The 12,014-nt window shown below is 73.0% G+C and carries 10 protein-coding genes; 5 read left to right on the forward strand and 5 right to left on the reverse strand.

What is annotated here, in order from left to right; all coding sequences use genetic code 11:
• Window positions 1-60: 60 nt before the first annotated feature.
• Window positions 61-1,890: an AMP-dependent synthetase/ligase gene (locus AC060K_RS20370; RefSeq protein ID WP_483767180.1), complete on the reverse strand. Its 1,830-nt coding sequence runs from the start codon at window positions 1,888-1,890 to the stop codon at window positions 61-63.
• Between the two features lie 226 nt (window positions 1,891-2,116).
• Between AC060K_RS20370 and AC060K_RS20375 the strand changes: the two genes are divergently transcribed.
• On the forward strand, window positions 2,117-3,061 hold the full coding sequence (locus tag AC060K_RS20375) for an ROK family glucokinase (protein ID WP_483767181.1): 945 nt from the start codon (window positions 2,117-2,119) through the stop codon (window positions 3,059-3,061).
• Between the two features lie 194 nt (window positions 3,062-3,255).
• Here AC060K_RS20375 and AC060K_RS20380 read toward each other — a convergent pair whose 3' ends face one another.
• Entirely contained in the window at window positions 3,256-3,831 is a 576-nt protein-coding gene (locus AC060K_RS20380; protein ID WP_483767182.1) for a hypothetical protein, read from the reverse strand.
• A 53-nt stretch (window positions 3,832-3,884) separates the two neighbouring features.
• Here AC060K_RS20380 and AC060K_RS20385 point away from each other — a divergent pair, with 53 nt between their 5' ends.
• The 3 genes from AC060K_RS20385 (at window position 3,885) to AC060K_RS20395 (ending at window position 7,395) form a co-directional block, all read left to right on the forward strand.
• Entirely contained in the window at window positions 3,885-4,634 is a 750-nt protein-coding gene (locus AC060K_RS20385; RefSeq protein WP_483767183.1) for a lysophospholipid acyltransferase family protein, read from the forward strand.
• Between the two features lie 127 nt (window positions 4,635-4,761).
• On the forward strand, window positions 4,762-5,988 hold the full coding sequence (locus AC060K_RS20390; RefSeq protein WP_483767184.1) for a pyrophosphate--fructose-6-phosphate 1-phosphotransferase: 1,227 nt from the start codon (window positions 4,762-4,764) through the stop codon (window positions 5,986-5,988).
• A 57-nt stretch (window positions 5,989-6,045) separates the two neighbouring features.
• A complete protein-coding gene (locus AC060K_RS20395) occupies window positions 6,046-7,395 on the forward strand; it encodes a class II 3-deoxy-7-phosphoheptulonate synthase (protein ID WP_483767185.1) in 1,350 nt (449 codons plus the stop codon).
• Window positions 7,396-7,399: 4 nt separating this feature from the next.
• Here the strand turns inward: AC060K_RS20395 and AC060K_RS20400 are convergent, their stop codons facing one another.
• Window positions 7,400-7,816, reverse strand: a complete 417-nt coding sequence (locus tag AC060K_RS20400) for an Rv2175c family DNA-binding protein (RefSeq protein ID WP_483767186.1) — start codon at window positions 7,814-7,816, stop codon at window positions 7,400-7,402.
• 178 nt (window positions 7,817-7,994) lie between these two features.
• Here AC060K_RS20400 and pknB point away from each other — a divergent pair, with 178 nt between their 5' ends.
• Window positions 7,995-10,097, forward strand: coding sequence for a Stk1 family PASTA domain-containing Ser/Thr kinase (gene pknB / locus AC060K_RS20405; RefSeq protein ID WP_483767211.1), 2,103 nt, complete (start codon window positions 7,995-7,997; stop codon window positions 10,095-10,097).
• A 25-nt stretch (window positions 10,098-10,122) separates the two neighbouring features.
• Here pknB and AC060K_RS20410 read toward each other — a convergent pair whose 3' ends face one another.
• Complete coding sequence (locus AC060K_RS20410; protein WP_483767187.1) at window positions 10,123-11,271, reverse strand: polyprenyl synthetase family protein; 1,149 nt, start codon at window positions 11,269-11,271, stop codon at window positions 10,123-10,125.
• A 73-nt stretch (window positions 11,272-11,344) separates the two neighbouring features.
• Complete coding sequence (locus tag AC060K_RS20415; RefSeq protein ID WP_483767188.1) at window positions 11,345-11,911, reverse strand: hypothetical protein; 567 nt, start codon at window positions 11,909-11,911, stop codon at window positions 11,345-11,347.
• Window positions 11,912-12,014: the final 103 nt, after the last annotated feature.

Genomic DNA, 12,014 nt, shown 5'->3' on the forward strand with positions numbered 1-12,014 from the left:
GCTGTGGCCGCCTTCCCGACCGGACGCGGCCCCCCCCCTCGGCCGGGAACCCTGGGCGGGTCAGACGAGGTGGAGCGAGTCCTTGTTGTTGTCCGCGTACAGGCGCTCGATCTCGGCGGCGTAGTCGGCGGTGAAGACCGCGCGGCGCACGCTCTGCTTGGGCGTGAGGTAGCCGTTCTCGATGGTGAGGTCCTGCTCCAGCACCGTGAACTTGCGGATCGACTCCGCCTTGGAGACGGCCTTGTTGGCGCGGATGACGGCCTGGTCGAGGGCGGCGAGCACGTCCGGGTCCTTGCGCGCCTCGTCGACCGACATGGCCGGCTTGCCGTGCATGTTCAGCCAGCCGGGCAGGCCCTCCTCGTCCAGAGTGAGGAGCGCCGCGATGTACGGCTTGTTGTCGCCCACCACGACGCACTGGCTGACCAGGGCGTGGGCGCGGATCCGGTCCTCGAGGACCGACGGCGCCACGTTCTTGCCGCCCGCGGTGACGATGATCTCCTTCTTGCGGCCGGTGATGGTGAGGAAGCCGTCGGCGTCCAGGACGCCCAGGTCGCCCGTGCGGAACCAGCCGTCCTCGGTGAACGCCTCGGCCGTGGCCTCGGGGTTGTTGTGGTAGCCGCGGAAGATGTGGATGCCCTTGAGGAGGATCTCGCCGTCCTCGGCGATCCGCACGCCGCAGCCCGGGAGCTGGAGCCCCACCGAGCCGATCCGGATGGCGTCGGGGCGGTTGACCGACGTGGGGGCGGTCGACTCCGTCAGGCCGTAGCCCTCGAGGATCGTGAGGCCCAGGCCGCGGTAGAAGTGGCCGAGGCGCTCGCCCAGCGGGCCGCCGCCGGACACCGCGTGCCGCGCCGCGCCGCCGAGCTTGGCCTTGAGCTTCGAGTAGACGAGGACGTCGGCGACCTTGTGCTGGACGTTGAGCCAGAGACCCGGGCCCTTGTCGGTGTCACGGGCGCGAGACCACGCGATCGCCGTCGCGGCGGCCCAGTGGAAGATCTTGACCTTGCCGCCCGCGGCGGCCGACTGCTCCGCCGAGTTGTAGACCTTCTCGAAGACGCGCGGCACGGCGAGGATGAACGTGGGCTTGAACGCGGCCAGGTCGGGCAGGAGCTGCTTGGTGTCGGGCGTGTGGCCCAGGACCACACCACCGGCGACTGCCAGCACCTCGACGAACCGGGCGAAGACGTGCGCCAGGGGGATGAAGAGCAGCGTCCGGCCGCCCTCGGTGAACACGTCGGGGACCACCTCGACCGCGTTGACGGTGAGCGACGCAAAGTTGCCGTGCGTGAGCTCGGCGCCCTTGGGGCGGCCGGTGGTACCCGAGGTGTAGATGATCGTCGCGAGGTCGTCGAGGTCCGCGAGCGCGCGGCGGCGGGCGATCTCCTCGTCCGGGACGTCCGCGCCTGCGGCCGTGAGCGTCTCGATCGCGCCGTCGTCGATGACGAGCACGTCCTCGAGGCTCGGGGTCTGGTCGCGCACCTCCGCGACCGTCGCCGCGTGCTCGGGGCTCTCCGTGACGAGCAGCTTGACCGCGGAGTCCGTGACGATCCACTGCACCTGCTCGGCGCTGGAGGTCTCGTAGATGGGGACCGGCAACGCGCCGGCAGCCCAGGTGGCGAAGTCGAGGAGGGTCCACTCGTACCGGGTGCGGCACATGATGCCGACGGCGTCGCCCGGCTGGATCCCGCGCGCCACGAGGCCCTTGGCCACCGCGACCACCTGCGCGTCGAACTCGCCCGCGGTCACCACCGTCCAGGGAGCGTCCGGTGTCGCGCCAGGAATCTCGGCGAACGGCAGGTGGGCGCCGGCGGAGACCCGCGTCGCGAGCACGTCGTTCAGGTTCGACGTCGGGGGCAGCTCGATGAGCTGAGGGCTGAGGATCTCGTCCATGTGTCTGACTCCAGTGGCAGTACTGACCGTGGCTGCAAAGATACCGGTAAACGTCCTTCCGGTGTGAGCACCCCCACACTTGACCCGGCAGGGCTGTCCACTGGACGGGTGTCAGGGCCCCGGCGGTCGCGGTGGTCGTTAGGCTGGGGCTTGCGCCCACGGGCGCCAACACCCTACGGCCGCCCCCTGGGCCCGGCCGCCCTGCAGCGAGAGAACGTGAGGACGCATGCACGCCATCGGAGTCGACATCGGCGGCACCAAGATCGCGGTCGGCGTGGTGGACGAGGAGGGGCAGATCCTGGCGCAGGTGCGCCGGGAGACCGACGCCGACGACGTGGCCCAGATCGACCGCGCCATCGCCGACGCCGTGGACGAGCTCGCCAAGGAGCACGAGGTCGGCGCCATCGGCCTCGCCGCCGCCGGGTTCATCAGTCCTGACCGCTCCTCCGTGCAGTTCGCGCCCAACATCGCCTGGCGTGAGTACCCGCTCGCCGCGAAGGTGGCCGAGCTCGTGAGCGTGGACGTCCCGATCTGCGTGGAGAACGACGCCAACGCCGCCGGCTGGGCCGAGTTCCGGTTCGGCGCCGGGCGCGAGGCCACCGACATGCTCATGCTCACGGTCGGCACCGGCCTCGGCGGGGCCATCATCGTGGGCGGCGAGCTCGTGCGCGGCAAGTGGGGCATGGCCGCCGAGGTGGGCCACATGCGCGTGGTCCCCGAGGGCCACTACTGCGGTTGCGGCCACGAAGGCTGCTGGGAGCAGTACGCCTCGGGGAGCGCCCTGGTCCGCGACGCGCAGCACGCGGCCATCGCCTCGCCCGACCGTGCCGCGCGGCTGCTCGAGGGCGCCGGGGGAGACCCGGAGAAGATCACCGGCCCGCAGGTGACGCAGGCGGCGCAGGACGGCGACGAGCTCTCCGTCGAGCTGCTCGCCACCCTCGGCCGCTGGATCGGCGAGGGTGCGGCCTCGGTCGCCGCGCTGCTCGACTTCGAGCTCGTGGTCATCGGCGGCGGTGTCGGCGCGGCCGGCGAGCTGCTGCTCGGCCCGGTCCGTCGCGGCTACGAGGCGCAGCTCTCGGCCCTGGGCCACCGTCCGGTCGCGGCCATCGAGCTGGCGCACCACGGCAACGAGGCCGGCATCATCGGCGCGGCGGACCTGGCCCGGCGCTGAGCCTGTGGCGGGTCTCGGACGACGCTCTCTGTCGTCCGAGACCTGCACTCCGCTCCGGGCGAGTGCCTCGTTCCTCGGCCCTCACCCTGCGCTGCGCTCCGGTCTCAGACGACGCTTTTTGTCGTCCGAGACCTGCACTCCGCTCCGGGCGAGTGCCTCGTTCCTCGGCCCTCACCCTGCGCTGCGCTCCGGTCTCAGACGACGGCCCCCGGGCCGTCGTCGCCGTCCCGGTGGTGCGGCATACGCCAGAACAGGACGCCGAGACCCGCCACGAACAGGCCGATGCCGATCTGCCCGGCGAGGGCCGGGACGTGCACCGCGGGAAAGGCTGACGTGACGAGGACCGCCGCGAGCGACAGCACCGGCACGCCCACCACGAAGGACCACGCCATGGTGAGCAGCGGGTCCTTGGACAGGAGCGGCGGCGGCTCGGGCGGGATGAAGTGGGACTCCTGCTCCTCGAGCGCCTCCACCTCGTCGGACGCGGGCCAGTCGCGCGGGCCGGCAGGCCGTACGATCCGGGCGGGCGGCACGGAGTCGTCCGTCGTAGCGGGTTCGCCCGGGACGTCGCCGGGCGCGCGGTCGGATGTGCTGCCAGGCTCGGTGCCGGCGGTGGCGGGACGCTCGCCGTCGGCGTCGCCGGGGTGGTCGATGTCGCCGAGGGTCGCCACGATGTCGGCCCAGCGGGCTTCCACGTCGTGGTCGGGCAGCTCTCCGGAGCCGTCCTGGGACTGGTCGTCGTCGCGGTCGTCCGTGTTCGATGCGGCCATGCGCACACTCTAGAGTCGGATCGTGGCTCCGCGCGGGGGTCGGAGGAGGAAAGTTGTTCTTCTGGGTGATGAAGCACGTGCTGGTGGGGCCGCTGCTCCGGCTGGCGTACCGCCCGTGGGTCAAGGGCGGTGAGAACGTGCCCTCGTCCGGGGCGGCGATCCTGGCCGGCAACCACCTCGCGGTGATCGACTCGTTCATCCTTCCGCTCCTCCTCGACCGGCAGGTGAAGTTCCTCGGCAAGTCCGACTACTTCACGGGCACGGGCATCAAGGGCCGCATCGTGGCGGGCTTCATGCGCGGCGTCGGCACCATCCCGGTGGACCGCACCGGCGGCAAGGCCAGCGAGGCCGCGCTCGAGACCGGCCTGCGCGTCCTGCGCGAGGGCGGGCTCTTCGGCATCTACCCGGAGGGGACGCGCAGCCCGGACGGCCGCCTCTACCGCGGCAAGACCGGGGTGGCCCGGCTGGCGCTCGAGTCCGGCGCCCCCGTGATCCCGATCGCGATGGTGGGGACCGACGTGGCGCAGCCGATCGGCCGCACCATCCCCAAGTTCATGCCCCTCGGAGCGATCGTGGGGGAGCCCTTGGACTTCTCCCGCTACAAGGGCATGGAGGAGGACCGGTTCGTCCTCCGGGCCGTGACCGACGAGATCATGTACGCCATCCTCCAGCTCTCCGGCCAGGAGTACGTGGACGTGTACGCCGCCACCGCGAAGGCACGGCTGGCCGCCGGCAACGACGCCGGCCCCGCGGCCGACGTCGCGCCGGGCGGCAAGCCGCTCCCGGAGCCTCCGGCGAGGTAGTGGTCCGGCGGGGCACCGTCCAGGGGGCGGAACCGGCACGGGTCGCGACCGGCCGTCAGTAGGATGGCTGCGAAGGCCCGGCGCCTCGCGCCGGTCCTGCCAGTCCCCAACGAGAGGTGCTAGTCCGATGGCTGTTCGTCGCGTGGCTCTGCTGACCGCCGGCGGCTTCGCCCCCTGCCTTTCCTCGGCCGTGGGTGGGCTCATCGAGCGTTATACGGAGCTCGACCCCACGATCGAGATCATCGCCTACCAGTACGGCTACCACGGCCTGCTGACGGGCACCAAGATCGTGATCGACGAGGAGGGCCGCAAGCAGGCCGGGATCCTGCACCGCTTCGGCGGCTCGCCCATCGGCAACTCCCGCGTCAAGCTCACCAACGTGGCCGACGCCGTGAAGCGCGGGCTGGTCCAGGAGGGCCAGGACCCGCTGCACGTGGCTGCCGAGCAGCTCAAGGCCGACGGCGTGGACGTGCTCCACACCATCGGCGGCGACGACACGAACACGACGGCTGCCGACCTCGCCGCCTACCTGCACGAGAACGGCTACGAGCTCACGGTCGTGGGCCTGCCCAAGACGATCGACAACGACGTGATCCCGATCCGTCAGTCGCTCGGTGCCTGGACCGCCGCCGAGGAGGCCGCGGGCTTCGCGGTGAACGTCATCGGCGAGCACCGCTCGGGCCCGCGCATGCTCATCGTGCACGAGGTCATGGGCCGGCACTGCGGGTGGCTCACGGCCGCCGCGGCCAAGGAGTACCGCAAGTGGCTCGACCAGCAGGAGTGGGCCCCCGCGCTGGGCCTCACCAAGGAGCGCTGGGACGTGCACGCGGTGTTCCTGCCGGAGCTCGAGCTCGACATCGAGGCGGAGGCCAAGCGCCTGCGCACCGTGATGGACGAGATCGGCAACGTCAACATCTTCCTGTCCGAGGGGGCGGGCATGCACGAGATCGTCGCGCAGCTCGAGGCCGCCGGCGAGGAGGTGCCGCGCGACCCGTTCGGGCACGTCAAGCTCGACACGATCAACCCGGGCCAGTGGTTCGCGAAGCAGTTCGCCGAGAAGCTCGGCGCCGAGAAGGTCATGGTCCAGAAGTCGGGCTACTACTCGCGTGCCGCCGCGGCGAACGCCGAGGACCTGCGCCTCATCAAGTCGATGACCGACCTCGCGGTCGAGTGCGCGCTGCGCGGCGAGTCCGGCGTGATCGGCCACGACGAGGAGGACGGCGACCGGCTCAAGGCGATCGCGTTCCCGCGCATCGCCGGCGGCAAGGCGTTCGACGTGACGCAGGAGTGGTTCGGCGAGATCCTCTCCGCGATCGGTCAGCCGCTCGTCCCCGCCACGGCTGCCGCTCACTGAGCATCTCCGGTCCCGGGGCCGCACGGCCCCGGGACCGGACCGACGAAGGGCACGCGCATGAGCACGGTCGCGGACTCCGCGCCGGCCGCAGGGCTGGACCACTTCCGCACGCTCGAGGCTCGTCAGCAACCCGCCTGGCCCGATGCCGCGGCGCTCGCCGCCGTCTCCGCACGCCTCTCGCAGGCGGCGCCCCTGGTGGTGCCGGCCGAGGCGGACACCCTCCGGGAGCGGCTCGCCGCGGCCGGGCGGGGCGAGGCCTTCCTCCTCCAGGGCGGAGACTGCGCCGAGACGTTCGCCGACGCCAACGCGAACCGCATCAGGAACAAGGTCCGCACCATCCTGCAGATGGCGGTGATCCTCACCCACGGCGCGAGCACGCCGGTGGTGAAGATGGGCCGCCTCGCGGGCCAGTACGCGAAGCCCCGCTCGTCGGACGTCGAGGAGCGCGGCGGCGTCACGCTGCCCGCCTACCGCGGCGACATGGTCAACGGCTTCCCCTTCACGCCCGAGGCGCGCGTGCCCGACCCTGAGCGGCTCGAGCAGGCGTACCGGATCTCCCAGGCCACGGCGAACGTGGTGCGGGCGTTCACGCAGGGGGGCTTCGCCGACCTGCGTCAGGTGCACGAGTGGAACCGCGGGTTCATGCGCAACCCCGCGTACGCGCGCTACGAGTCCACGGCCGACGAGATCGACCGTGCGATCCGCTTCATGGAGGCGTGCGGTGCCGACTTCAACGCCCTGCGAACGGTCGAGTTCTTCCTGAGCCACGAGGCCCTGATCCTCGACTACGAGCGGGCGCTGACCCGCCAGGACCAGCGGACGGGCCGGGCATACGACACGTCGGCGCACTTCCTCTGGATCGGCGAGCGCACGCGCCAGCTCGACGGCGCCCACGTCGACTTCCTGTCTCGGGTGGCCAACCCGATCGGGGTGAAGCTGGGCCCCACGACCATGCCCGAGGACGCGCTCGCCCTGATCGAGCGCCTCAACCCCGACAACACGCCGGGACGGCTCACCTTCGTCACGCGCATGGGCGCGTCGACCGTCCGGGACGCGCTGCCCAAGCTGGTGGAGGCGGTCACCGGGTCTGGCGCCGAGGTCACGTGGGTGACGGACCCCATGCACGGCAACACGATCACGTCGGCAAGCGGGTACAAGACCCGCCGGCTGTCCGACGTGCTCGACGAGGTGGCCGGCTTCTTCGAGGTGCACCGTGCCCTGGGCACCGTGCCCGGCGGGCTCCACATCGAGCTCACCGGCGACGACGTCACCGAGGTGCTGGGCGGCAGCGAGGAGATCTCCGACGAGGGCCTCGCGCTGCGCTACGAGACCCTCGTGGACCCGCGGCTCAACCACCAGCAGTCGCTGGAGCTCGCCTTCCAGGTCGCGGAGATGCTCCGCGCCTGACGCGTCAGAGGTGCGTCTGGGCTACGCGGCGCACCTCGGCGCGCCGCCCTGAGGCCAGCGCGTCGACGGGCCGTGTGCCCAGCGCGTCCTCGGGGGTGAAGAGCCACTCGATGATCTCGGCGTCGGTGAAGCCGCCGTCCGACAGCAGCACCACGGTGCCGCGGAGCGTCGGGATGACGATCGACCTGCCGGCCGCGTCTCCGTCGGCGTCGTCCGGGCGGGGCCTCGCGTCGGGGTCGGGCACGACGAAGCGCGCCGGGACCTGGAAGGTGCTGCCGGGGCCACGCTTGATCCCGACGACGTGCCGGTCCTGCACCAGGCGGCGTGTCTTGCCGAGATCGATGTCGAGCACCTCAGCGAGGTCGGGCAGGGTCAGCCAGTCGTCGACGAGGTCGTCGAGACGGGCAGCGGTTTCACTCACGCCCACAAGCCTAAGCCGTGACCGGGGTCCGCACGGCAGGCGGGCCCCGACGGGCGTACCGGGCGCTGGTGCTACGGCCGGGTGAACTCCCGGCAACGATCGTGCAACGGTGCGGGACGCGCGCTCGCGGGGCTCCGCCGGAGGCGCGTCTCACCCGCTTAGACTCGGGCCCGTGGCCATGGTGACGACGGACCCCCTGCTCGGCCGCCTGGTCGACGGGCGGTACGAGGTACTCGAGCGTGTTGCTCGCGGCGGCATGGCCACGGTCTACCGTGCGCTCGACCGCCGCCTGGACCGGGAGGTGGCCCTCAAGGTCATGCACCCGCACCTGGCGGAGGGTGCCGAGGCGAACGACTTTCTCTCGCGCTTCCGTCGCGAGGCGCGCGCCGCCGCGGGGCTGACGCACCACGGGGTGGTCGCGGTCTTCGACCAGGGGCTCGACGGCGAGACCAGCTACCTCACGATGGAGTACGTGCCCGGGACCAACCTGCGGCGGGAGATCCGTGCCGGGGGGATGACGGTCCGCCGGGCCTTCGCGATCCTCGAGCAGGTGCTCGCCGCCCTCTCCGTCGCGCACCGCAAGGGCGTGGTCCACCGTGACATCAAGCCGGAGAACGTCCTCATCACCGCCGAGAGCGGGCAGGTCAAGGTCGCGGACTTCGGCCTCGCGCGCGCCGTGACGGAGGTGACGTCGACCTCGACCGGCACCGTCCTGGGCACCGTCGCGTACCTCGCGCCGGAGGTGATCTCGACCGGCCGGTGCGACGCCCGCGCGGACGTCTACGCCGTGGGCGTGCTCGCGTTCGAGATGCTCACCGGCAGGCTCCCGCACCAGGGGGACACCCCGATCCAGATCGCGTTCGCGCACGTCAACAACGACGTGCCGCGTCCGTCGTCGCTCGCGCCCCAGCTGGGCGCCGCCGTCGACGACATGGTGTGCTCGTTCGCCGCCCGCAACCCCGACTCGCGTCCCACGGACGCCGCCGCCGCCCTGGAGGTGCTCCGGAACGTGCGGCAGTCGCTGCCCGACGGCGTGCTCGACTCGGTGGTCGGAGATGCTGCCGCCGCCACGACGGCCATGCCCGTGGTGGCAGCCCCCGCCCAGGGCCACCAGGGCACCCAGCCCACGACCCTGCTGCCGGGCCAGGCGGGCCCGCCCTACGGGACACCGGGCCAGCACGGGACACCGGGCCAGCACGGGACACCGGGCCAGCACGGGACACCGGGCCAGTACGCGGCACCGGGGCAGTACGGGGCGCCCGGCCCGTACGGGCAGCAGCCCGGTTACCCGGGCCAGGCGATGGTCCCGGGCGGCCAGGCGCCGGCCGGGCTGATGGCTGGTGGTGCTCCGCCGGAGACTCCGCGCCTCGACAAGAAGCGGGCGACCGGGACGATCGTCACGGCCATCGTGCTGCTGCTCCTGCTGATCGCCGGCATCGGGTGGATCCGGAGCCAGGCGGCGAGCACGGCCAGCGTTCCCGACGGGCTGACCGGCGTCCCGGTGGCCGACGCCCGGGCGGAGGTCGAGGCGCTCGGGCTCGAGGTCGTGACCGCGGAGGCGCACCACGACACGGTGGCCGAGGGCGCGGTGGTCTCCACCGACCCGGCGGCCGGCACGCTCCTGAACGAGGGTGACACCGTGACGCTCGTGGTCTCGCTGGGCGTCGAGATGGTCGAGGTCCCGGCCGGCGTGGTCGGGGCGCTGAAGGACGCCGCAGCGACGGCGCTGACGGGGGCCGGGTTCACGCTCGGCACGGAGAAGTCCGCCCACGACGACACGGCCCCCGAGGGCCAGGTCCTGGCGGTCTCCGGACCGGACGGTGCCGCGGTCCGGGACGGCGCCTCCCTCCCGCGCGGCACCACCCTCACGCTGACCGTCTCGGCGGGACCCCCGCCGGTCGCGGTGCCTCAGGTGGTGGGAACCGTGGTCGACGCGGCACGGAAGACCCTGGAAGACCTGGGCCTGGTGGTCGAGGTCGTGGAGCAGGAGACCGACGAGTACGAGGCAGGCCACGTGGCCGCACAGGACCCGGTGAACGGCACCGAGGTACGCCGCGGCGACGCGGTGACGCTCCTGGTCTCGTCGGGCCCCGTGCAGGTCGAGGTGCCGAACGTCGTCGACCTGTCACGGGAGGACGCCACCGCCGCGCTCGAGGAGGCCGGTTTCGTGGTCGAGGAGGCGCTCTTCGCGTTCGGCCTGTCGGACACGGTGCGGCGTCAGGACCCGCTGGCCGGCGAGAAGGCCGACCCGGGCAGCACGGTCATCATCAGCGACTGGTGACCAGCCGCTGGTGACGCCAGGCGCCTCAGGCCGCTCGGTCCACCGCGGCGTGCGCGAGGTCCGTGAGCACCGTCCGCCCCGGCTCCGCCAGGCCGGCCGCCGCGAGCCCCGCGTGGGCGCGCGCGGACAGCTCGTCGATGACCGCCTCCACGGCGTCCAGCGCACCCGAGGCGACGATCGTCTCGCGGAGCTCGGTCACGGCGGCGTCGGACAGCGAGGGATTGCCGAGAAGGCGCGTGACCACGTCCCGGCCCGCGGCGTCGGTCCCGGCCATCGTGCGGGCCATGAGCACCGTGCGCTTGCCCTCGCGCAGGTCGTCACCGGCGGGCTTGCCGGTCACGCCCGGGTCACCGAAGACGCCCAGGACGTCGTCGCGCAGCTGGAACGCCTCGCCCAGCGGGAGGCCGGCGGCACGGACCGCCTCGATCTGCTCGGGCGCCGCCCCCGCGAGCACCGCGCCGAGGGCCAGCGGCGCCGCGACCGAGTAGGTCGCCGACTTGGCGCGCAGCACGGCGCGAGCCCGCTCCTCGTCGGACGCCGGGTCGGCGCCCCACGGCTCGGCCTGGACCAGCACGTCCAGGTACTGGCCGACGACGACCTCGCTCTGCATCGCGTCGAACGTGGCGCGGGCGGCCCGGGTCACGTCGTCGGGCAGGCCGTCGAGCGCCGCGCTGAGCTCGCGCTGGGCCGCGACCAGCACCAGGTCGCCGAGCAGGATCGCGGCCGACTCCCCGAACGCGTCGCTCCCGCCGGCCCACCCGGCGACCACGTGCCGCGCCGCGAAGGCGCGGTGCGCGGTGGGGCGGCCACGTCGCGTGTCGGAGTTGTCCATGACGTCGTCGTGGAGGAGGGCGGCGGCCTGGAAGAGCTCGAGCGCGGCCCCCACGCGGACCACCGCCGTGCGGGCCGCCTGGTCCCCGTCGAGCGGGCCCGCCCCGCCGTGCGCGCGGAACGACCAGTAGCAGAACGCGGCCCGCAGGCGCTTGCCGCCCAGCAGGAGGTCGGACGCCTGGTCGGTGAGGGCCCGGGCCCCCGCGCCGATCCGCTGCACCTCGGACGCGAGGTCGTCGAGGTGCGCGCGGACCGCCGCGTCGACGTCGGCACGGAGGTTCTCGAGGTCGACGAGCGCCGAGGCTGCGGCCGGTGCGGCGGGGGAGTGGGCTGCGATAGGCACAGGCCCAGCCTAGGCCGCGAGGCGCCGTGGTCGGGGGCGTACGGCGGTGTGACGCGTGACCGTGCCCGCGAGGTCAGGGTGCCGCGGGCGCCAGCACCGTGCCCGTGACGGTCACGAGGCGGCGCGTGCCGTCGTCCAGGACCCCGACGAGGAGCGACTCGGTGACCGACCCGGCGTCGGTCTGCGACTGGCGGCTGTACGCGGTCTGCGCGGTGAGCCCGGTGGCATCGGGCGCCGCGACCGACGTGAACCCCTGGCCGCCCAGCGTCGCGGCGAACTGGTCCAGGACCTCCTGCGGGGACAGCGTCGAGGTGAGGTTCATGGTGATCTGCGTCTGCGGGGGGACCGACCCCTCCGCAGGCTGCGCGGACGTGGCGAGCAGCGTGGCCGACGCCGGGACGGGCAGCAGCGCCTCCGGGAACCCGGGGACGTACCTGCCCACCGCCGACGACGGGTCGAAGGCAGGCAGCGAGGCCACAGCCTCCTGCCCGACGACGGGCTCCTCGCCGTCCGCGGCCGGCTCGCCGCACGCCGCGGTCGCCAGGGCGACGACGACCGCCACCATCACCGCGCGGCACGCCCGGGCGAGGGGGCGGTGTGCGCGAGAGGCGGGACGCGGGTCGAGGGTGCGGGCTGGCACGTGGCACACCGTACCCGGACCGACCCGCGTGACCACAAGCCGCGGGCGCGAGCCCGACCACACCCCCGGCTGCCGTCCACAACGGCCGTCCCACCGGGACGAC

The organism is Antribacter sp. NEAU-D49 (assembly GCF_057158775.1).